This window comes from Streptomyces herbicida (genome assembly GCF_032656585.1).
Classification (GTDB): domain Bacteria; phylum Actinomycetota; class Actinomycetes; order Streptomycetales; family Streptomycetaceae; genus Streptomyces; species Streptomyces herbicida.
In genome coordinates this window covers 526,696-547,659 of the sequence record NZ_JAUYWJ010000002.1, presented here as the reverse complement: position 1 = coordinate 547,659, position 20,964 = coordinate 526,696, and the positions used below count along the sequence as shown (strand labels likewise).

Genomic DNA, 20,964 nt, shown 5'->3' with positions numbered 1-20,964 from the left:
GTCAGCGCCCCGCGTCCGCCAGCGCGGCACGCAGATGGCCGCCGGACTCCTCCAGAAGGCGGGCGGCCGTCGGGCCGTCGACACCGGCCAGGATGGTCAGGATGGCGTTCTTCACCTCGCCGCCCGACTCCGACAGCGCCTTCTCGATCTCCTCGTCCCGCGCGCCCGTGGCCAGGGCGACGATGCGGCGGGAGCGGGCCCGGAGCTTGTCGTTCGAGGCGCGTACGTCGACCATCAGGTTCCCGTAGGTCTTGCCCAGACGGACCATCGTGATCGTCGACAGCATGTTGAGGACCAGCTTCTGGGCCGTACCGGCCTTCAGCCGGGTGGAGCCGGTGATCAGCTCCGGCCCGACGACGACCTCGATGCCGTGCTCGGCGGCCGCCGCCAGCGCGCTGTCCCTGTTGCAGGCCAGACCCACGGTCAGGGCACCGAGTGCGCGGGCATGTTCGACGGCGCCGATCGCGTACGGGGTCCGGCCGGAGGCGGAGACCCCGACCACCGTGTCGTCGGGCGTCAGCACCAGCGCGTCGAGATCCTTGCGGGCCAGTTCCTTCGAGTCCTCGGCACCCTCGACGGACGTGACCATCGCCTCCGGCCCGCCCGCGATCAGACCGACGACCTGAGAGGGGTCGGTGTTGAAGGTCGGCGGACACTCGGAGGCGTCCAGCACGCCGAGCCGCCCGGCGGTACCCGCGCCGGCGTAGACCAGCCGGCCGCCCCGGGACATGCGCGAGGCGATGGCATCGATGGCACGGGCGATGTGCGGCAGACACTCGGCGACGGCACCGGGGACACCCGAGTCCTCACCGTTCATCAGCCGAGCGATCTCGAGGGTGGACAACCGGTCGATACCGGCGAGTTCCGGCCGGAAGGCTTCGGTGGTCAGGGCCTCCAGCTCGGCACGGAGGTCATGGGGGTCGGACGCAGCAGTCATGGGGGGCGGCTCTTTCCGGGATCCTTCGAGTGCGGTTCGGGCAGCTTGCCCGGGGCGCGGGGCTGTGACATTTGCGGCTCCGCCGCGGGGCGCGACAAGCCACGACGAACCCGCTGATCCCCACAACGATCAAGCCCTACGGTGGTCTATCGCGGCGAACTCCGGTGCCGATGGGCCAACGCCTCGTAGGAAGCGGCCAGCGCCGGCGCGGCCGACTCGTACGTCCGTTGCGCAACACCCACGAACAGGCAGTCGACCACCAGCAGCTGACTCGTCCGAGAGGACATCGCCGCGGGCCGCAGCTCGCTCTCCCGGGCGGTTGACGTCGTCAGCACATGGTCCGCGTACTGAGTCACGGACGAATCCGGGCGCCCCGTGATCGCGACGGTGGTCGCCCCGTGCTCGAACGCCACCCGCAACGGCTCTATGACGTCCCCCGTCGAGCCCGAGTGCGTGATCGCGATCGCCACGTCCCCGGCGCGCAGTTGCACCGCGTTGGTGACGGCGAGATGCGGATCGCTGTGCGCGTGGGCTATGAGCCCTATCCGCAGCAGCTTCTGGGTCAGATCCTGGGCGACCAGCCCCGAGGCGCCTATGCCGTACACATCGGTCCGCCGCGCCCCGGCCAGCGCGGTCACGGCCGCTCCCAGCTGCGCGGTGTCGAGGCCGGCGGCCGTGTCGGCGAGGGTCTGCTGTTCGTCGTAGGCGAGCTTGGCGACGACGTCCGCGATCGGGTCGTCGACCGCGATGTCGGTCGTGATGGCGGGCGCGCGGCCGGACTGCTGCTGCGCGGCGAGGCCGGCCAGGGCGAGGCGCAGGTCGCGGTAGCCCGGATAGCCCAGCAGCCGAGCCGTTCGGACGACCGTCGCCTCGCTGGTGCCGGTGAGTTCGGCCAGACCGGTGACCGTGAGGGCGGCACAGCCTGCCGGGTCGCTCGCGACGGCCTCGGCGACGCGCTGCATGGAGCGGGTCATGGAAGGGGCGAGCGTGCGTACCTTGGCGGCGAGGGCGGCCGGGGCCGGGGGCGCGCTGCCGGGGTTGCCCGGGCTGCCGAAAATTTCCTTCACGTCCTGGGTCACATATGAAAGATATTTTCGGCTCGGTGTCGGGGTCAAGACCGCGCACAATGGGACCATGGATCCCGTAGGCCCTCTGGAGCAGGCGTTGCACGCGGCCCGCGCCCTGGTGCTCGCCGATCTGGTCGCGGGCGAGGTCGCCGAGGCGGACGTCGTCTCCCTGGTCGAGGACTCCGTCGTACAGCGCCGCTGGTGGGTCGAACAGTGGCCGGACGGTGCGGGCTATCTGGCCGGACTGGTGGCGCAGGACGTGCAGGACGCGCTGCTGGACCGGTACGGCCGCTGGCCGCTGTGCCCCGTCTGCGGCTCGGGCGACCCGCACGCGCTGGACGTCGAGCCGGAACTCGGGCCCGATCCGCACTGGGTGTGCCACAAGGCCGGGGTGAAGGTCGCGGCGGTCGGGTCGCTGGGGCGGGCGACGGGCGGGGCGTCCTCCTCGTGACGCTCTACATCGACCCGCCGACCTGGCCCGGACACGGGCGCCTGTGGTCGCACCTCGTGAGCGATGTGTCGTACGAGGAACTGCATCTGTTCGCCGCGGAACTGGGCGTGCCCCGGCGGGCCTTCGAGCGCGATCACTACGACATTCCGTCGCACCGGTACGCGGACGTGGTGGCCGCCGGGGCGGTGGAGGTGGACAGCCGTGCGGTGGTGCGGCTGCTGCACTCCTCCGGGCTGCGCAGACGCAAGCGGCGGGCCCGCGACATCGGGCGGGCCCGGTAACCGCGCCTACGCGCACGGCAGTTCGTAGGCCAGCTCCTCGTCACTCTCGCTCACCTGCTTGAACCCGGCCCGGGTGACCACACCCTGGGAGGCGGTGTTGTCCCGGTCGACGGTCGCGAACAGGGTGCGTACGTCGTCCCGTGCCAGCGCCCACTGCGACAGCGCGCGCAGGGCCTCGGTGGCGTAGCCCTGGCCGCGGGCGCCCTCGACGAGGTCGTAGCCGATCTCCGCCCGGCCGTCCTCGTCCGGGGCGCCGTGGAAGCCCATGCCGCCGATCGCGCGGCCGTCCTCCCGCCGTACGAGGACGAACAGCCCGAACTCCGGCCGGTGCACGCCCGCCTCGTACGCCTTGACCGTCATCCCGGCGGCGTCCCGCGTGCCCTCGTACGGGCCGCCCTCGATCCAGTCGAAGCCGCCGTAGCCGCCGAGGCGCAGGTCACGGGCGGCGGCCGGGCGGACGCCGGTCAGGGTGAGGCGCTCGGCACGGATGACGAGGTTGTTGCGCCAGCGCCACTCGGTGACCGGGGCGCGGCCGGGCAGCTCGCCGCGGCCGGTCGCCCACAGCAGGGTGGGCCAGGCGGCCGGGCCGGGCTGGACGTGCGGGAAGAGCCAGGTCAGGACGGACTCGGTCAGTTCCTCGGAGGGCTCGTAGGGGAAGCCGAGTCCCTCGGCCATGTCATGCGTGTGCAGCAGCACTTCGGCGATGCCCATCGCGGCGAAGCCCTCGCGGTCCGCGCTGCGGAAGGGATAGGGATGCCAGGCGCGGACGTCGGGCGGGGTGGCGCGGACCGTGGCGGCGAGCAGGGCGCCGGTCGTCTCGATCACATGCAGCAGGCCCGCGTTGTCGGTGCCCTCGTCGAGGGTGATGTCGAAGGGTACATAGGTGTCCCGGGCGCGCCCCGCCAGCTGGCCGGCGTAGGCGATCAGGTCCGAGGCGATGTGGAGCGCCGTCTTGTGGCAACTCCACTCCAGCCGCCCGGCCTTCACCTCCGTCCAGTCCCGGTCCGCCACCGTCCGCAGCGCCGCCGTACAGCCCGCGACGGCCTCTTGCACCTGTTCCCCGCCCAATGCACGCATGGGCCGCAGACTAGGCGGTCGGGTCGGCGGGGGTCGACAGCATTTCCAGCTCGGAGCGGAGGTTGTAACGGGCGGTGGCCTCCCACTTCGCCTCGCCGTACGGCGTCCTGAACAGACGTGGCAGATCGAGGAGTTGGCGCAGAATTGCCGAGCGGCCCTCGCGGAACGCGTCGCTCGGGACGAAGTGGTACTCCTCGCGGACGGCCGCGGTGTAGGCGGCGTACACCGACGGGGCCGCGGCCAGGATCGCCAGGTCGGCGTCGCACAGGACCTGGCCGTCGCGGTCGTCGTCGGCGGGGTCGTGGGTGACGGTGAGCCGGACCAGCCGGGCCACCTCGGCGGTCCGCTCCTCGGGCACCCCGGCCTCGGGGAGCGCCCGTTCGGCGAGCCGGGCCGAGCGCTCCTCGTTCTCGGAGCGGTCGGGGAGGTAGACGGCGTCGTGGAACCAGGCGGCCAGGCGTACGACGTCCGGGTCCGCCGCGTACTCCGCCAGCACGTCGATGTGGTCGAGGACCGCGGTGAGGTGGGGGAGCGTGTGGTAGTGACGCTGGGGCTCCTGCCAGCGGGCGAGGAGGTTGTCGGCGTACGGGACCGGGTCGGGACCGCCGCCGGGGCCGCGGGCTCCTTCCAGGGCACGGGTCCAGCGGGTGCGGAGGGCGTCGAGGTCGGCCATGGGCTCATTCTCCCGCGCAGGCCCGGTGCGGGCCCGGCTCGGTCGCCATGACTGACGTTCAGGATGTAGGCGAGCCCGAACTGCCCGGACTGCTGCTGACCGTCGGGCGCGATGCCCTGATACCCCTGCTGCGGGCCCGGCCCGACGCGGACTTCGCCCTGCCGAGCCGGGTGCCTACTCCGGTGCCGGGGTGCCGTACGCGCTCACCCTGCCGTCCCGGGCGACCCGGAGAAGGGGCATCTGCAGGTGCACGGCGACCTCGATGACCTGGACGAGCCGCTGCGGTTGGGCGGCGAGTGGCTCGCGGACCCGGCGCGGTTCATCGGCGACGGCGCGCTCGTACGGTCTGTACTCGGGGCGAACGGCCGAGGGGGCGTCTTACGAGCCGGTGGGGACGGAGGTCGCGGAGATGAACATCTTCGGCTGACCGGGGGGCCTTCTCGCGGCCCGGGGCCGTCCCACGTACCCTGAGATTGGACTAGACCTGTAGCCGCTCCAGGGAACACCGACGGAAGGGGTCCTATGAGCACCCGTGCACTCCTGGAGGTGATCGCCCTCGGCCCCGAGGACGCGGTCGCCGCCCAGGCCGGAGGCGCGGACCGCCTCGAGCTGGTCACCGACATGGCGGCGGACGGCCTGACCCCGCCACCCCGGACCTTCGCCGGCATCCGGGCCGCCGTCGACATCGACCTGCGCGTGATGCTGCGGCTGGCGGACGGATTCGCCGCCGGGGACGTCGAGGGCCTGGTGCGGACGGCCGGGGAGCTGCGCAGCGCCGGAGCCGACCAGTTCGTGCTCGGCTTCCTCGGCGCGGACGGCGAGGTGGACCTGGCCGCGGTGGAGCGGGTGGTCGCCGAGCTCGAGGGCTGCCGGTGGACCTTCCACCGGGCGATCGACCGGGCTGCGGACCGGGACGCGCTGCGCAAGCAACTGGACGGGCTGCCCGGGTTGGACACCTATCTGACGGCGGGGGCGGCGGGCGGGGTGGATGAGGGACTGTCCACGCTGGTCGCCGAAGCGGCGCTTGGCGGGCAGCCCGGGTATGAGCAGCAGATCCTCGTGGGTGGGGGATTGCGGCTGGATCACGTACCGCGGCTCCGGGCCGCAGGCATCGACGCGTTCCACATCGGTGGGGCGGCCCGGCCTGGCGGGTGGGCGGAGCCCGTGTCGGCGGCGGCTGTCGGCGAGTGGCGAGGCGTGCTCGACGGCTACTGATCCGGGCACCGGCCTCCCATCGGGCCGCCGTCCTCACCGCCGGGCGCACGGCGGGTCGTAGCGCAGTTGTGGGATGTACCTGTGCCAGACCTCCGGCGTCAACAGGTTTCCGGTCGCCCGGCAGACGTAGTCCTCGGCGGTCTGGACGGACATCGGCAGGATGCGCACCGTGTACTCGCCGTCACCGATGAAGAGGTGGTGCCCGTCCGGGGAGAAAACGATCGCGTTGACGTAATTGAGAATGCCCGTCACCGGCATTCCGTGGGCTCGCGCGTGCGTCCGGTCGCGGACGTCCCACAGCCGGAGCGTCTGGTCGAAGCTGCCGCTGACCAGTGTCTGCCCGTCCGGGCTGAAGGCCAGGGTGTACACGGTGTCCGTGTGACCGGTCAGGGGCGGGCCCACCTGGGTGGGGTGCGTGCGGTCAGTGAGGTCCCACAGGTGGATTATGGCGTCGTTGCCGGACGTCACGAGGGTGGGGCCGTCCGGGCTGAAGGCGAGTGTCTGAAGCGGGTCCGCGCTGACGCGCAGCGGTGCCCCCAGGGCGCTCGGGTGAGCAGGGTTGGTGATGTCCCACAGGCGGAGCGTGCCGTTCTGGCCCGCGCCGGCCAGTGTGCGGCCGTCCGGGCTGATGGCCAGGCGGTTGATCCAGCCCGCGTGCGTGACCAACGGCGGTCCGAGGGAGACGGGGTGCGAAGGGTCGGACGCGTCCCACAGCCTGACCGTGCCGTCGCCGTTGCTGCCCGCCAGAGTGCGCCCGTCCGGAGTGAACGCGAGGGCGAGGAAGTTCTCCTGCGAGCCCTTGGCCGCGCGCAGAGGTCCGCTCAGCGGCCTGGGCTTGGCCGGTACGGTCACGTCCCACAGCTGGATCTCCTGTCCGGCCGCGACGGCCAGCGTCCGTCCGTCAGGGCTGAAGCCCACCCAGTTGACGTACGGTGTGCGGCCACGGATCGACTCGCTGACGGGGTGGGGGTCGGCCGGATTCCCGACGTCCCAGAGACGGACGGTGTCGTCCTTGGAGCCTGATGCGAGCAGCCGCCCGTCCGGGCTCACGGCCACCGTGTCGACGTAGTTCGTGTGTCCGGTGAGGATCGTGCGCGGAATCGTCCACAGCCGGATCGTGTGGTCAGCGCCCGCGCTGGCCAGCATGGTGCCCTTCGGGTCGAAGGCCAGCGCCAGCACATGTCCGGTGTGGCCCTTCAGAGATGGTGCGAGATTCCAGACGTCGTCCGGAGCCGTCACGTTCTCGAGCCAGATGCTGTTGTCGTCACCGCCGAAGGCCATGAGGTGGCCGCTGCGGGAGAAGGCAACGGTGTTGACGACGTTGTTGGTGGTCGGACCGCTGAGCGGGGTGGGCTTTGCGGGCTTCGTGACGTCCCACAGGTGGGCGGTCTGGTCGCTCCCGGCCACGGCGAGTGTGCGACTGTCCGGGCTGAAGGCGACCGCCTGGGCGGATCCCGGGAGTCCGGCCGTGAAGGGGATGTCGTCGGGCATCCGGCCGAGGGACGACGGATGCCGTCGGTCCGTCACCTGCCACAGCCGTACCGTCCCATCGCTGCCACCGCACGCCAGCAGCTTGCCGTTGGGGCTGAAGGCGACTCCGTTCACCTCGCCCGCGGAGCCGGGGAGCGGTTTGACGAGGGGCCTCGGGTGCCCGGGGTCGGTGATGTTCCACAGATGGATGTGACCGTCGTGTCCCGCCGTGGCCAGGGTGTGGCCGTCCGGGCTGAAGGCGAGGTTCTTCAGAGTGCCACCACGGTCAGGGGCGAGGACACCGACAACGGCCGGGCGGTGGAGGTCGTGTACGTCCCACAGGAGCCCCCCACCGTTGTCCCCCGCACTGGCGAGGAGGTGTCCGTCGGGGCTGAAGGCGACCGTGCGTATCGCACCACGGGGGCCGCGCAGCGGTGCGTCGAGCGGGGCCGGCTGCCCCGCGCGGGCGGTGTTCCACAGACGGATCGTGCCGTCACTGCCCGCACCGGCCAGCAGACGTCCGTCCGGGCTGAAGTCCACCGCGTTCACCCTGTCCTTGTGGCCGGTCAGCACGGTGGCCAGCGGCTGGTTCTGGGCGCTGAGCAGGTGGGTCTCCGTCGACGCGTCCGGTGACATCCGGTGCGCGACCAGATCCAGCTGGGCGGCCAACGACGCGTCGGCCGGGCGCACCTGGTCGGCCTCGGCCCTGATCTCACGGAGGATCGCGGTGTTGCGTTCATGCTGTGCCGTGTTGCGCTGCTGGAACGCGAGGGCGGCCAAGCCCGCGGCGAGCAGAGCCAGCACGGTCAGACCGGCGACCACTCCTCGGTGGATCAGACGGGCGTGCTGCCGCTGCTGTACCGAGGCAACCAGAAACGCGGACGCGACCGGATCGAGCTCGCCCGTACTCCTGTTACCGGCCAAGGCGCAGGCCTCGTCCAGTCTGCCGCCCCGGTACAGCAACCCCGGGTCGCGGCCTGCCTCCTGCCACGCGGCGGCCGCGTCCTCCAGCCGCTGTCGGACCACGTACTGGGCGCGGTGCTCCTCGATCCACTGCCGCAGACGCGGCCAGGCCCGCAGCAGCACCTCGTGGGTGATGGTCACCGTGTCCTGCTCCCGGGTCAGCAACCGCCCCCGGGTGAACGTCTCGATGACCCGGGCGGCCTCTTCCGAGCGTGTGCCGTGACCCAGCAGGTCGGCGTACCGCACCGGGCGCCGCGTGTCGTCGGTGCCGTCGCCGAACTTGACCAGGCGCAGGAATATGGACTTGGCCATCTCCTGCGCCTGCGGATCCAACCGGTCGAACCAGCGGTCCGCTTCGGTGGTCAGGCTGTGCGCGATACCACCGGTGGATTCATAGCCGTCCACGGTGAGGACATGGCCGGCCCGGCGCAGCCAGGTGGCGCGCAGCGCATGGGCGAGCAGTGGCAGCCGCCCGACCTCGTAGGCGGCCGTCTCGTCCGTTCCCGCGCCCGCGTCTCCCGGTTCCGGGGCGCCGAGATCGCGCAACAGGACCTGCACGAGACCTGGTTCGACGTCCAGCCCCACGGAGCGGGCAGGGTGGAGGATCGCCTCCCGCACCCCGGCCAGGGACAGCGGTCCCACGATCACCTGATTGCGTTCCACGGCGTCGAGGAGACCCGGACAGGCCGCGCACTGGGTGTAGAAGTCGGAGCGCAGACCGAAGACGACCAGGCCGACAGGCGGTTCACGATCGGGCCCGGCCTCCGCCACGCCCAGGACCACGTCCAGGAAGTCCCGCCGCTCCCGCTCGTCGGTACACAGCGTGAACAGTTCCTCCAACTGGTCCACGACGAGCATCAGTCGGCGTTCCGCGCCTGACTCGCCGCCCTCCGTCGCGAGCGCACGCCGCAGCACGGCCGGTCGCCACACCGGACCGTCCGACCCGTTGCCGCACCATCCCAGCGCCCCGTGGGTCACCTCCGACAAGCGGGTACGGAGGGCCGCCATCGGATGCGCGGTCGGGGTCAGCCAAAGCCGGGGCCAGAGCGCCGAACCCGGCAGGGCGCCCCGCGCGACCTCGGGCAGGAGTCCCGCTCTGAGCAGCGAGGACTTACCGGCCCCGGAGGGCGCGACCACGACCAGAGCCCCGCCCACCACGAGGCAGGCGTCCAGCCGGACCAGGAGCTTGGCCACCAGCGCGTCCCGGCCGAAGAACCACTGGGCCTGTTCGGCGCTGAAAGCTGCCAGGCCGGGGTACGGGCAATCCTGGGAAACCGCGGCGGTGCGCACACGACGGGCGGTGCGCACGCCGTCCTCGTAGTGCAGGTGCAGGTCCCGCTCCGACACGTACAGATCCCGGCGTGCCTGGTAGATCCTGGCCCGCTCCGAGGCGTAGGCCTCCAGCCGGATCTCCTCTCCGTGCACGGGCTGTCCGGCTGCGGGGCTCATGGCTCATAAATGTTCTGGTCGTGCCCGGCCTGGTACACCCGGCCGTGTCCGGACGCCTCGGCCCGGAACTCCTGCGGTGCGGCCTGGGCGCCGTCCCCCCGGCGCAGGAGCGGGGCGATCTCCTCCTCGATCAGCCGCCGCAGCTCACCCGTCAGCGCGGAGTCCTCGCTCAGCAGTGCGGTCAGACGGACTTCCCAGGCTGCTACCAATTCCGCTTCCGCATCCTCGTCGTGCGCTCGACGGGCCGTCAGCACGCGGCTGCGGGAGTCCACGAGCGCCGCGTCCACCCGGTCCGCCTGATTCGGACGCATGCGACGCCACCAGGAAACGAGGGCCGCCCGGACCTGCTGCCATGCGTCGGTGGTCATTGCCCCCACCAAGGCCGTGGCCGCCGACGATACGATCGCGTCCATCGCCATCAACCTCGTTATGTCCTGCCTGCAACCAATATACCCAATAGGGTGATATCAAGGCACTTTTGTTGAAGCGTGAAGGAGGTGGGCGGGCGGTGGCCGGGCGGCTAGGCGAGCTGCGTCGGCAGTGGGGCCGCGTGGGTCACGATCAGGCCGGACACCGCTCGGGTCAGGGCCACGTACAGGCGGCGCAGGCCGGTGCGTTCGTCCGGTTCGCCGTCGACCACGGCCCGGGGCTCGTCCAGGACGACGTAGTCGTACTCCAGACCCTTGGCGAGCGAGGCCGGGACCAGGGTCAGCCGGGTCTCCCGGGTCGTCTCCTCACCGGGGTTCAGATAGCCGATGCCGGCGGTGGTGAGCGCCTCGGCGAGGGCCGGGACGCGGGCGTCGGCGGCGATGAGGCCGGTCGAGCCCTCATTGCGCAGCAACTCCGCGCAGGCGGCGACCACTTCGGCCGTACCGGCGATCGTACGGACCTCGAAGAAGCCCGGGTTCTCACGCACCGATGCGACCGGGGTGAGGCCGGGCGCGATGTGGGGCAGCAGGAGTGAGGCGTAGGTGATGACGTCCGTCGGCACGCGGAAACCGGCGGTCAGCTCCTCGACGACCCCGTCCGCCTTCCCCAGGTGGGTCAGCGCCTCGTCCCAGCTCCGGGTCGCCCACGGGGTGGTGCCCTGCGCCAGGTCGCCGAGGACGGTCGCGCTGCCGGTGGTGCAGCGGCGGCCGACGGCCCGGTACTGCATGGGCGAGAGGTCCTGCGCCTCGTCGAGCACCACATGCCCGAGCGAGTGCGTGCGCTGTACGAGGTCGGCGGCCTCGTCGATCAGCACCGTGTCCGCGGGCGACCACTTGGCGGACTTGACGCTGCGCACCGGCTTCGCCCACAGGATCGTCTTCTGCTCGTCCTCGTCGAGGATCCCCTCGGCGTGCTCGGCGAGAAAGTCCGCCTCGGTCAGCAGCCGCAGCACCAGCTTCGCCGGGTCGACGGGCGGCCAGATCTCCTTGACCGCGGCCTTCACCGCGCTGTTGCGGGCCACGGCGTCCTGCACCCGGTCGTCGGGCGCCTCTCCCGACCGCTCCATCTGCACCAGCACGGCGTGCGCGATGCGCTGCGGCAGGACCTCGCGGGCGGCGCCGTAACGGATGTCCCGGGCCAGCAGCTCCCGCACGATCTCCTCGAGTTCGTACGCGGGCACGCGCCACCGCCGCGAGCCGCGCACCACCACGACCGGCTCGCTGGGCATGGTCACGCGCGCGTACACGGCCTTCCGCAGGACGTCCGCCATACGTGCGTCGCCCTTCACGATCGCGGCGGCCGCGTCGTCCGTGCCGCGCACCTCCACATGGGCGACCAGGTCGTCGACGGTGGCCTGGCGCACCGTCAACTCGCCGAGCGCGGGCAACACCTGCTCGATGTAGTGCAGGAAGGACTTGTTCGGGCCGATGACGAGGGTGCCGGTGCGGGCGAGCCGCTCCCGGTGCGCGTACAGCAGGTACGCGACCCGGTGCAGGCCGACCGCGGTCTTCCCGGTGCCGGGGCCGCCCTGCACACAGACGGTGCCGGACAGACCGGACCGCACGATCTCGTCCTGCTCGGGCTGGATGGTGGCCACGATGTCGCGCATCGGGCCGACGCGGGGGCGCTCGATCTCCTGCTGGAGCAGCTTGCTGGTGGTGGCAGCCCCCGATGGATCAGCCGGGTCGGAGAGATGCTCGTCCTCGTACGCGGTGAGGTCGCCTCCGGTGTAGCCGAAGCGGCGGCGCAGCCCGACGTCCATCGGGTCCTTCTTGGACGCCCGGTAGAACGGCTGCGAGACCGGCGCGCGCCAGTCGATGACCATCGGGTCGCCGTCACCGTCGTGCACATGCCTGCGCCCGATGTAGAAGCGCTCGCCCTCCGCGCCCTCGGCCTGGTCGGCGCCCGGAGCGTGCAGGTAGTCGAGGCGGCCGAAGAACAGCGGGGTGTCGCTGAGGTCGGCCAGCGCCTTGATGCGCTCGTCGATCTGACGGGCCAGGACCTCGGCGTTCACCCAGTTCGCGGTGACGTCGCTGATGTCGAGCGACTCGACGTCCTCCCGCATGGCGCGCAGGGCCGAGCGGGAGCCGGCGAGGTGGGAGCGCTCACGCGCGAGGGGGTCGTCGGCGGGCGTGGACAAGGGGGTGCCTCCGGTGGGCCTGCTGCGGCTGCTTGGTGTGTGCTGAGGGGGGTGCCGTCCGGTTTCCGGCCGGGCGGCGGCACTCCGGTGCGGAGGCGGGCAAGAGCGGAGATTCTAGTGAGCCGGGCCGGGCGGGGGCCACTGAATTTCCGTCCCCTAGGGGGCGGGGCCGCCCGGCGTAGGGGAAGGGGTCCGCCTGCGGGTGGACGGAGAGGCGGCGCGGGTTGGCTCTGGAGACCGATGCCGATCACAGGTCACCGGAGCCACCATGGAGACATGAGCGCAGCAACAGTCCATTCAGTCCCAGCCCGACCGTCCGGTGCCACGGCCGTCGCGGGCATCCACCATCACCGCCTGGGCAACGCCCTCCGCGCCATCAAGGTGTTCGCGGAGGCGGCGTTCAGCGTGGTCGTCCTCGGGGAGTACGGCGAGGAAGCGGGCATACACCGCAAGTAATGGCATAGGTTCACCCCCGTGACGCCTCGGACGGTGAAGCCTGCCCTCCCGCCTTTCCTTCCGTCTTTCCTTCCGCCCCTTCTCCTCACGCTCTCCCTCTGCTCCTTCGCCGCCCTGTGCGTCCTACAGCGCATCCCGATGGCCGACGTGCTGGTCTACCGGGCCGAGGGCGAGGCCGTCGCCCACGGCGGCGATCTCTACGGCTTCACGGTCACCGAGTGGCAGCTGCCGGCGACGTATCCGCCCTTCGCGGCGGTCCTGTTCGTCCCGACGACCTGGATCCCCGTCCCGGCCCTGAAAGTGGCGTTCCTCGCGGGCAACGCGCTCCTGCTCGCCGGTCTCGTCCTCCTCTCCGCCCGCCTCGCGGGAAGAACGGCCCCGGCGCCTCTCCTCTGTGCCGCCACCGCCCTGTCCCTGTGGCTGGAACCGGTCTTTCAGACGCTCCTGTTCGGCCAGATCAACCTGCTGATCGCCTGCCTGGTCCTGTGGGACCTCACGCGTGCTCCGGGCGCCCGGGGCAAGGGCGTGGCCCTGGGCCTGGCGGCCGGGATCAAGCTCACCCCGGCCGTCTTCATCGCCTACCTCTTCCTGACCGGGCGCCGTCGGGAGGCGGCCACGGCGACGGCGGCGTTCGGCGGTACGGCCCTGCTGGGCGCGTTGATGCTCCCCGCCGCAAGCGTGGACTTCTGGACCAGACGCCTTTATGAGACCGGCCGGGTGGGCAAGGGCTGGATCGTCGACAACCAGTCCCTGCAGGGGCTCGTCGCGCGGGTGTCGGGTGACCCGGCGCCGGGGCTCGGCTGGCTGCTCCCGACGGTGGTGGCCGGGGCGCTGGGCCTGTGGCTGGCGGCACGGGCCGAGGAGGAGCGGCACGGGATCCTGCTGACGGCGTTCACCGCCCTGCTCGTCTCGCCGATCAGCTGGTCCCACCACTGGGTGTGGTGCGTCCCGCTGACCGCGGTACTCCTCGCGGAGGGCCGCATCCGCCTCGCTGCGCTGACCCTGACGGTCTTCACCGCCCGCACGATGTGGCTGCTGCCGCACCAGGGCGATCTGGACCTGCGGCTGCCCTGGTGGCAGGAACCGCTGGCGGCGCCGTATCCGCTGCTGGCGCTGGCGCTGCTCATGGGATCAGCTGTCGTCCGGCAGCGTCGGCAGGAGGCTGCCCTCGGTGACCGTCCGCTCCGGAAGGATCCGAGAGGCGAGCAGGACCTCGCGGCTCTGCTCGCCGACGCCGAGCGGCGATGAGATGGCCGACCGGCGTTGAGACGCCGGAGCCGGCAGAGCAGTCGCGCCCGCTTCGGCTCTCAGCCCTCAGCTCTCAGTCTCGGCCAGGATCTCGTCCGCGTCCATGATCCGGTAGGCGTAGCCCTGTTCGGCCAGGAAGCGCTGGCGGTGGGCGGCGAAGTCCTGGTCGATGGTGTCGCGGGCGACCACGGAGTAGAAGTGGGCCTGGTGGCCGTCGGCCTTGGGGCGCAGGACGCGGCCCAGGCGCTGGGCCTCCTCCTGGCGGGAGCCGAAGGTGCCCGACACCTGGACGGCGACCGTCGCCTCCGGCAGGTCGATGGAGAAGTTGGCGACCTTGGAGACGACGAGGACGCTGATCTCGCCCTCCCGGAAGGCGTCGAAGAGCTTCTCGCGCTGGGCGTTGGACGTCTCGCCCTTGATGACGGGCGCGTTCAGATGCTCGCCCAACTCGTCGAGCTGGTCGATGTACTGGCCGATGACGAGGATCTGCTGTCCCGCGAAGCGCCGGACGATCGCCTCCGTCACCTTCCGCTTCGTGTCCGTGGTCGCGCAGTAGCGGTACTTCTCCTCCGTCTCGGCGGTGGCGTAGGCGAGCCGCTCGGAGTCGGTCAGATTGACCCGCACCTCGACGCAGTCGGCGGGCGCGATGTACCCCTGCGCCTCGATCTCCTTCCAGGGCGCGTCGAACCGCTTGGGCCCGATGAGGGAGAACACGTCCGACTCGCGCCCGTCCTCACGCACCAGGGTCGCTGTCAGGCCGAGACGCCGGCGCGCCTGGAGGTCGGCGGTGAACTTGAAGACGGGAGCGGGCAGCAGATGCACCTCGTCGTAGACGATGAGCCCCCAGTCACGGGAGTCGAAGAGCTCCAGGTGGGGGTAGATCCCCTTCCGCTTCGTGGTCAGCACCTGGTAGGTCGCGATGGTGACCGGCCGGATCTCCTTCCTCGTCCCGCTGTACTCACCGATCTCGTCCTCGGTCAGCGAGGTCCGCTTCACCAGCTCGTGCTTCCACTGCCGGGCGGAGACGGTGTTGGTGACGAGGATGAGCGTGGTGGACTTGGCCTGGGCCATGGACCCGGCGCCGACCAGTGTCTTGCCGGCGCCGCAGGGCAGTACGACCACACCGCTGCCGCCGTGCCAGAAGTTCTCGACGGCCTGCTTCTGGTAGGCCCGCAGTGCCCATCCGTCCTCGCGCAGCTCGATCGGGTGCGCCTCGCCGTCCACGTACCCGGCGAGGTCCTCGGCGGGCCAGCCCAGCTTGAGCAGCACCTGCTTGATCTGCCCGCGCTCGGAGGGATGCACGACGACGGTGTCCGGATCGATCCGGGCCCCGACGAGAGGAACGATCCGCTTGGAGCGGAGGACCTCTTCGAGGACCGGGCGGTCGGTGCTCGTCAGGACCAGACCGTGGGCCGGGTGCTTGCTGAGGGTCAGCCGCCCGTACCGGTCCATGGTGTCGGCGATGTCGACGAGCAGCGCATGCGGGACGGGATAGCGGCTGTACTGCACGAGCGCGTCCACGACCTGCTCGGCGTCGTGCCCCGCGGCCCGCGCGTTCCACAGCCCCAGCGGCGTCACCCGGTAGGTGTGGATGTGCTCCGGCGCCCGCTCCAGCTCGGCGAACGGCGCGATGGCCCGACGGCAGTCGTCGGCGCGCTCGTGGTCGACCTCGAGGAGCAGGGTCTTGTCGGACTGGACGATCAGCGGACCGTTCACGCGGGCACCCTTTCCATACGGCCATCGTCATGGCCCAAACGTCCAGTGTGCCCTACCGGCCGACGATCACGGCCGGTCGTGGACGGGCCGGTCGGATCATCGGAACCGTCGGCCGGCTCAGTCGTCCGCGAGCTCCGCCACCCCCGTCACCCGGTGCAGCGGATACGTCCGTACCTCGTCCGCCGTGTGGTCGTACGCCGTGACGAAGCCGCCCTCGACACGGATGGGGGCGATGACGCGCTGGCTCGCGGCGCCCTCGGCGTTGACATAGCCGATCCACAGGGCCTCGCCGGTGAGGACGGCGGCCTGCATGGTGGCGAGGGTCTCGGCGGAGCTGGTCCGGGGGAGGTCGCCGCTCGCGGCCGGGGCGCCGGCCGGCTTGCGCGGCGTCGTGGCGGCGAGGTCGCCCGCCCGGATGGCGCGGATCGCGGCCGACAGAAGCGTGGCGTCGGGCGTGGGCGGGCCGTCCGGGACCGGCTCGGGGGCCGTGCGGGGCGGGGTGCGATGGGCGTGGACGCGGGTGATCAGGACGTCGCCCTCCGCGGACTCGGCGGCGGGGGCGAAGCCCATCGAGCGCAGGCCCTCGAGGAGCGTCGCCGGGTCGGCCTGGGCCGCCAGCACCGTCGGAGCCAGGCGGCGCAGGCGCAGCGCGGACGCCCGCTTGTCGGCGAGGATCTCGTTCAGGACGGCGTCGTCGTCGCAGCGGACGTAGGCGGAGGCCGCGCCGACGCGCAGATGGCCGTGCTTGCGGGCCACGTCGTCGATCAGATAGGCCAGCGGCTGCGGAACCGGCGTGCGGGAGTGCGCGGCCAGGAAGGCATGCAGGTCGGAGGCGGCGCGGCCGGCGTCCAGGGCACGGCGTACGGAGGCGGGGGTGAAGCGGTAGACCGTCGCGCCGCCCTTCGACTCCACGTCCGCGAGCACACCCAGCATGTCGGCGAGCGGCCGCTCCAGCGGGCCGGGGGCCACCGCCGTCAGGTCCGCCTGGAGCAGCACATGGTCCAGCGGCTCGGGCAGCAGCGGGGCGAGGAGCCGGGCGGCCGCGGCGGACGCCACCGCCTGCTCCGGCGCGGACAGGGGTTCGTGGGGCGCGGGCGCGTGAGGGTGGTGGCGGACGGGGAGTTTGTCGCCGGGGCCGGACGGCTCGACGGCCGCCTGTCCGTGCGCGGGACGGCCGGGCGATGGGGGTCCCCCCTGCTCGAACGAGGTCGAGAGCTTGGGGGAGGCTCCCAGCAGCGCCCTGCCCTGGGCGGACAGCGCCCCGCGTCCGGTGACGCCGAGCAGCTCCGCCTCCGACAGGGTCCACTGGGCGAGGCGGGTGCGCAGGTCGTCGTCCCGCTCGGGGCCGCGCAGCGGCCGCTCCCAGCGCAGCCGGGCCAGCACGGAGTCGGGGGCGGGGGCCGCGCCCTCCGGCAGGGCGGCCAGCAGGGACAGGACGCGATGGCGTACCTCGGGCGCGGCGGAGCGGTCGAGCCCCGGCCCCAGCGCCGACAGCGCACGGTCCTTCACGTCCCGCCCGCCGACCACACCCGCGGTCCGGGTCGCGGTCAGCCATACCTCGGCGAGCCGCGCCCAGCGTTCGGCCGGGGGCTGCTCCAGCCACTCGTCGTAGGCCGGGGTGGCCGCGTATCGCTCGTCGGCCTCGCCGTCCGACGCGAGCAGGCCCGCCGCGTAGGCGAGCTCGACCCAGAAGGCGGCGACGGGTTCGGGCACGTCGAGTGCGACGGCGGTCCGCTTGAGGTCCCGGACGCTCAGACCGCCCGCCCGCAGTACCGCCGGACCGCCCTCGTCCCAGTCCTTCAGCAACTCCTCGACGGTCGCGAGGGCGCCGTACGCCTGGCCGGCGGCCGTCGCATCCACCATCTGCGGAGCGTGTGTCGCGGCCGGTTCGACGGCGGGCGGTACGGCCTCGGGCGCGCGGTGGGCCCGGCCCGCGCGCAGGTGCAGGGCGACCTCCCGGGGGAGTACGACCGTGCCGGGCGCCGTCGGCAGCAGCAGACCGCGGTCGAGCAGCCAGCGCAGCCGGGGCGCGGGGTCGGGGGTGACCTGGCCGTACGGCGGGCCCCAGACCAGCCGGGTGAGGACTTCGAGGGACTCCTCGGGTGCCTCGCGGAGCAGGGCGGCCATCTTCTTCCGGTCCGTGAAGAGACCGGTCAGCGAGGCCGCGGCGGAGACCGCGTCATGGGTCGAGGGCAGGCCGACGGCGGCGACGATCTCCTGGATGCGGCCCGGGGACATCCCCGCCGTCGTCTCCTGCACGGTCGGGCCCAGGCCCGTCGGTGACGGGTGCTGCGGCGACGGGGCCAGCACCTCACGGGCCGTGCGCACCAGGCGCAGCCGGTCGTCGCCGCCCCAGACCAGGGCCTGCTCGCGGAGGGTGGCCAGGGCGCGGGGGAGGGCCGCGGCCACGGCCGGGTCGCCCTTCTCACCGGCGTCCCCGGCCATCAGGCCGAGCAACTCGCCGTACGTCGCCGGGTCCGCCGCCACCGCCAGCGCCTCCGCGGTCTGCAGCGCGAAGCGGTCCAGTCGTTCCAGGGCGCGCAGCACGGAGGCACGCGTGCCCGCGCGGGTGGCGAGCTGGGTGAGGTCGGTGGGGACGGGGGTGATGAGGTCGGGGCGGCTGCGCAGGAGCGCGGCCAGGGAGGCGTCGTCCCTGGCGCGGAGCGCCTCCGCGAGAGAGCGGGGCGCCGGGCGGTCCTCGGTGCTCATCTGACCCACGGTAGCGGGTCGCCCCCGGCGGTTTTGCCGATGAGGCGCGGGCCGGTGGGGGGCCTTGTCCCCGAATGCCGGATGGGCTGGTCGATGCCGACCTGCGCTACCTTCGTCCCGCCGGTTACCAACATGTCAGCCCCGGAGGGGACTTCGTGGGTATCGAAAGCGACCAGGTCGTCTACGAGTATCTGAGCCGCGTCGGCGATGTGGCGCACCAGCGGCAGCTGTCGTCGGCCGCCCGGATGCGTCTGGTCTCGGAGTTGCGGAACGAGATCGACCGGCGCCGTGCCAAGGTCGCCGTCGACAGCCCCGCCGCCGTCCGTCGCATCATCGCCCGCCTGGGCACCCCGGACGAGGTCGTCGCGGCCGCCGGGGACACCGCCGGTGCGCCGTCGCCGACCGCCTCCGTGCCCGTACAGCCGGCGCGCCCGGAGCCCGAGCCGAAGCGGCTGCGCCGGGTCGTACCGCGGCCGCGCCCCGCGGAACCGGAGCCGCCCGCCCGCTCGGACGTCCCGTCCCCGCCGCATCTGGCCGGGGAGCACGAGCTCGGCGACAGCGCGTTGCAGCCGGACTGGTGGCGGGTGGACAGCAGCCCGTTCGGGGAGGGCGACAGCGTGCCGGGCTTCGTCGGCGGTGTGGAGATCCCCGAGCTGCTCAAGCCGCCGCTGAAGGAGAAGCCACCGGAGCGGGACACGAAGAAGGAGAAGGAGGAGGAGACCGCGTCGGTCGAGCGGGACGCCGACGCCGAGGCCGCGGCCCCCGCACCGGCCCCGCGCCGTCGGCTCGCCCCGCCCCGGCCGGCCGCCGGCTGGACCAACCCCCTCCTCCTGCTCGCCGCCGGGCTGCTCGTCGCCGGTGCCGTCCTCGGCAACTGGTTCGGACTCATCCTGGGCTGGCTCATCGCATACGGCTCGCGCCGGCTGACCCCGGCGGAGACCAAGTGGGCGGTCATGGGCATGCCCGGACTGGCGCTGGCGGCGGGAGTGGTCTGGCTGTGGGGCAGGAACGAGGGCCGCTGGGGCGCCCCCATCGCCCAGGGCCACATGAACACCGCCGTCGCCGAGACCTGGCCATGGGTCGTACGGGGCGCGGCCGTGGCCTCGGCCCTCTACCTGGTCTGGCGCTCGCAGCGCCGGAGCTAGGCCCCGTCGTCACCCGCGCCCTGCCTGCGAACTGACCACAGGACCTGGGCCCGACAGGACCTGGGCCCCGTGGCGTCGCCCACCTCACAGCCCCGGGCGGCCTGGTCGGGGTGCCGTCTGGGCACAATGGCCGATATGACTGCTCCCGCGCCGACCGTCGGCTTCGACCTCGACATGACCCTGATCGACTCCCGGCCGGGCATCCATGCCTGCTACCTGGCGCTGGCCGAGCGGACGGGGACCTACATCGACGCCGACCTGGCGATCACCCGGCTCGGGCCGCCGCTCGCGGAGGAGCTGATCAACTGGTTCCCGGCCGAGCAGGTCGGGCCGATGAGCGATCTGTACCGGGCGATGTACCCCGACATAGCCGTGGCCGCCACGCCCGCGATGCCCGGTGCCCGGGAGGCGATCACGGCGGTGCAGGCGGCCGGCGGACGGGCGATCGTGGTCACCGCGAAGTACGAGCCGAACGCCAAGCTGCACCTGAGCCACCTCGGCCTGGAGCCGGACGTGGTCGTCGGTGACCTGTGGGCGGAGCAGAAGGCGGAGGCCCTGCGCGAGCACGGGGCCGCCGTGTATGTCGGGGACCATGTGGGGGACGTGCGCGGCGCCCGTACGGCCGGAGCGCTGTCCGTCGCCGTCACCACCGGCCCGTGCGACGCGGACGAGCTGCACACGGCAGGGGCGGACGTCGTGCTGGACGACCTGGCCGCGTTCCCGCGCTGGCTGACCGGCTACCGTGAGGCGCCGCGCGCCTGACGCCGTCCCGCCGCGATCGACCGGAGCACCCCCGCGCCCGCGATGAGGAAGCCGACGCCCATCAGCATGCTCAGGCCGAACATGTACGTCGGAAAGGGCTTCGCACCGAGGAACAGCGGTGCCACGGTGACGAGAGTGGCCACGGCACCGATGAAGAAGACGACGGCACCGGTACGGATCAGTCCGTCACCGGGCCCGGTGGAATTCGTTTGGGTTTTGTCACGCACCGGACCAGGGTAGTTCCCAGCGCGAAGGAACAACCGGGCGACGTCTTGTCACCCGCCCGAAGACCATTAGCCTTGGTACCGGCGGGTCACGGACGACCCGCTCTAGTGCTATCAAGAGCCGTTTTCAGAAGCAGTTTTCCGACGAGTACGAGGACGAGGACAGACGTGCCTACCGGCAAGGTCAAGTGGTTCAACAGCGAGAAGGGCTTCGGCTTTCTCTCCCGCGACGACGGCGGTGACGTCTTCGTCCATTCCTCGGTCCTCCCCGCCGGAGTCGATTCACTCAAGCCGGGACAGCGCGTGGAGTTCGGCGTGGTCGCCGGCCAGCGCGGCGACCAGGCGCTCTCCGTCACCGTCCTCGACCCGACGCCCTCGGTCGCGGCCGCGCAGCGCAAGAAGCCGGACGAACTGGCCTCGATCGTGCAGGACCTGACGACCCTCCTGGAGAACATCACTCCGATGCTCGAGAAGGGCCGTTACCCCGAAAAGACCTCCGGCAAGAAGATCGCCGGCCTGCTGCGGGCGGTCGCCGACCAGCTGGACGTGTAG

General features: G+C 72.1%; 18 protein-coding genes. 8 read left to right on the top strand and 10 right to left on the bottom strand.

Annotated elements, in window-relative coordinates; all coding sequences use genetic code 11:
- Position 1: 1 nt before the first annotated feature.
- Positions 2-937 (bottom strand): N-acetylmuramic acid 6-phosphate etherase, encoded by a 936-nt coding sequence (gene murQ / locus Q8A52_RS06230; protein WP_316749669.1) that lies wholly within the window; start codon positions 935-937, stop codon positions 2-4.
- 146 nt (positions 938-1,083) lie between these two features.
- Positions 1,084-2,016, bottom strand: a complete 933-nt coding sequence (locus Q8A52_RS06225; protein WP_316749667.1) for a MurR/RpiR family transcriptional regulator — start codon at positions 2,014-2,016, stop codon at positions 1,084-1,086.
- Positions 2,017-2,071: 55 nt separating this feature from the next.
- On the opposite strand from Q8A52_RS06225, the gene Q8A52_RS06220 reads away from it, so the two are divergent.
- Together Q8A52_RS06220 and Q8A52_RS06215 are read left to right on the top strand one after the other, a co-directional pair.
- Positions 2,072-2,455: a hypothetical protein gene (locus tag Q8A52_RS06220; protein WP_316749665.1), complete on the top strand. Its 384-nt coding sequence runs from the start codon at positions 2,072-2,074 to the stop codon at positions 2,453-2,455.
- A complete protein-coding gene (locus Q8A52_RS06215) occupies positions 2,452-2,736 on the top strand; it encodes a DUF4031 domain-containing protein (RefSeq protein ID WP_316749663.1) in 285 nt (94 codons plus the stop codon). The genes Q8A52_RS06220 and Q8A52_RS06215 overlap by 4 nt, the downstream gene beginning before the upstream one ends.
- 6 nt (positions 2,737-2,742) lie before the next feature.
- On the opposite strand, the gene Q8A52_RS06210 is transcribed toward Q8A52_RS06215, so the two are convergent.
- Positions 2,743-3,813, bottom strand: coding sequence for a GNAT family N-acetyltransferase (locus Q8A52_RS06210; RefSeq protein WP_316749661.1), 1,071 nt, complete (start codon positions 3,811-3,813; stop codon positions 2,743-2,745).
- 10 nt (positions 3,814-3,823) lie between these two features.
- Positions 3,824-4,486 carry an HD domain-containing protein gene (locus Q8A52_RS06205; RefSeq protein WP_316749659.1) on the bottom strand — a complete coding sequence of 221 codons (663 nt, stop codon included), beginning with the start codon at positions 4,484-4,486 and terminating at the stop codon, positions 3,824-3,826.
- A gap of 522 nt (positions 4,487-5,008) precedes the next feature.
- Here Q8A52_RS06205 and Q8A52_RS06195 point away from each other — a divergent pair.
- Entirely contained in the window at positions 5,009-5,701 is a 693-nt protein-coding gene (locus tag Q8A52_RS06195) for a copper homeostasis protein CutC (protein WP_316749657.1), read from the top strand.
- A 33-nt stretch (positions 5,702-5,734) separates the two neighbouring features.
- Here the strand turns inward: Q8A52_RS06195 and Q8A52_RS06190 are convergent, their stop codons facing one another.
- The 3 genes from Q8A52_RS06190 to Q8A52_RS06180 all read right to left on the bottom strand — a co-directional run bounded on the left by Q8A52_RS06190 (position 5,735) and on the right by Q8A52_RS06180 (position 12,152).
- Positions 5,735-9,583, bottom strand: coding sequence for a WD40 repeat domain-containing protein (locus Q8A52_RS06190; RefSeq protein WP_316749656.1), 3,849 nt, complete (start codon positions 9,581-9,583; stop codon positions 5,735-5,737).
- The gene (locus Q8A52_RS06185) at positions 9,580-9,951 is read right to left on the bottom strand and encodes a hypothetical protein (protein ID WP_316749654.1); all 372 of its coding nucleotides are present in this window, start codon (positions 9,949-9,951) and stop codon (positions 9,580-9,582) included. The genes Q8A52_RS06190 and Q8A52_RS06185 overlap by 4 nt, the downstream gene beginning before the upstream one ends.
- Positions 9,952-10,103: 152 nt before the next feature.
- The gene (locus Q8A52_RS06180) at positions 10,104-12,152 is read right to left on the bottom strand and encodes a HelD family protein (RefSeq protein WP_316749652.1); all 2,049 of its coding nucleotides are present in this window, start codon (positions 12,150-12,152) and stop codon (positions 10,104-10,106) included.
- Between the two features lie 276 nt (positions 12,153-12,428).
- Here Q8A52_RS06180 and Q8A52_RS06175 point away from each other — a divergent pair, with 276 nt between their 5' ends.
- On the top strand, positions 12,429-12,608 hold the full coding sequence (locus Q8A52_RS06175; RefSeq protein ID WP_316749650.1) for a hypothetical protein: 180 nt from the start codon (positions 12,429-12,431) through the stop codon (positions 12,606-12,608).
- A 138-nt stretch (positions 12,609-12,746) separates the two neighbouring features.
- Positions 12,747-13,856, top strand: a complete 1,110-nt coding sequence (locus Q8A52_RS06170) for a glycosyltransferase 87 family protein (protein ID WP_316749648.1) — start codon at positions 12,747-12,749, stop codon at positions 13,854-13,856.
- Between the two features lie 66 nt (positions 13,857-13,922).
- Here Q8A52_RS06170 and Q8A52_RS06165 read toward each other — a convergent pair whose 3' ends face one another.
- Both Q8A52_RS06165 and Q8A52_RS06160 read right to left on the bottom strand, forming a co-directional pair.
- Positions 13,923-15,572: a DNA repair helicase XPB gene (locus Q8A52_RS06165; protein WP_316749646.1), complete on the bottom strand. Its 1,650-nt coding sequence runs from the start codon at positions 15,570-15,572 to the stop codon at positions 13,923-13,925.
- A 117-nt stretch (positions 15,573-15,689) separates the two neighbouring features.
- A complete protein-coding gene (locus Q8A52_RS06160) occupies positions 15,690-18,281 on the bottom strand; it encodes a helicase C-terminal domain-containing protein (RefSeq protein ID WP_316749643.1) in 2,592 nt (863 codons plus the stop codon).
- A 155-nt stretch (positions 18,282-18,436) separates the two neighbouring features.
- Between Q8A52_RS06160 and Q8A52_RS06155 the strand changes: the two genes are divergently transcribed.
- Both Q8A52_RS06155 and Q8A52_RS06150 read left to right on the top strand, forming a co-directional pair.
- Positions 18,437-19,426, top strand: a complete 990-nt coding sequence (locus Q8A52_RS06155) for a hypothetical protein (protein WP_316749641.1) — start codon at positions 18,437-18,439, stop codon at positions 19,424-19,426.
- A gap of 126 nt (positions 19,427-19,552) precedes the next feature.
- Positions 19,553-20,188 carry an HAD family hydrolase gene (locus Q8A52_RS06150; protein WP_316749639.1) on the top strand — a complete coding sequence of 212 codons (636 nt, stop codon included), beginning with the start codon at positions 19,553-19,555 and terminating at the stop codon, positions 20,186-20,188.
- Here the strand turns inward: Q8A52_RS06150 and Q8A52_RS06145 are convergent.
- Positions 20,164-20,415 (bottom strand): hypothetical protein, encoded by a 252-nt coding sequence (locus Q8A52_RS06145; RefSeq protein ID WP_316749637.1) that lies wholly within the window; start codon positions 20,413-20,415, stop codon positions 20,164-20,166. The two genes, Q8A52_RS06150 and Q8A52_RS06145, sit on opposite strands and share 25 nt — an antisense overlap.
- A 165-nt stretch (positions 20,416-20,580) precedes the next feature.
- Between Q8A52_RS06145 and Q8A52_RS06140 the strand changes: the two genes are divergently transcribed.
- Positions 20,581-20,964, top strand: a complete 384-nt coding sequence (locus tag Q8A52_RS06140; protein ID WP_316749636.1) for a cold-shock protein — start codon at positions 20,581-20,583, stop codon at positions 20,962-20,964.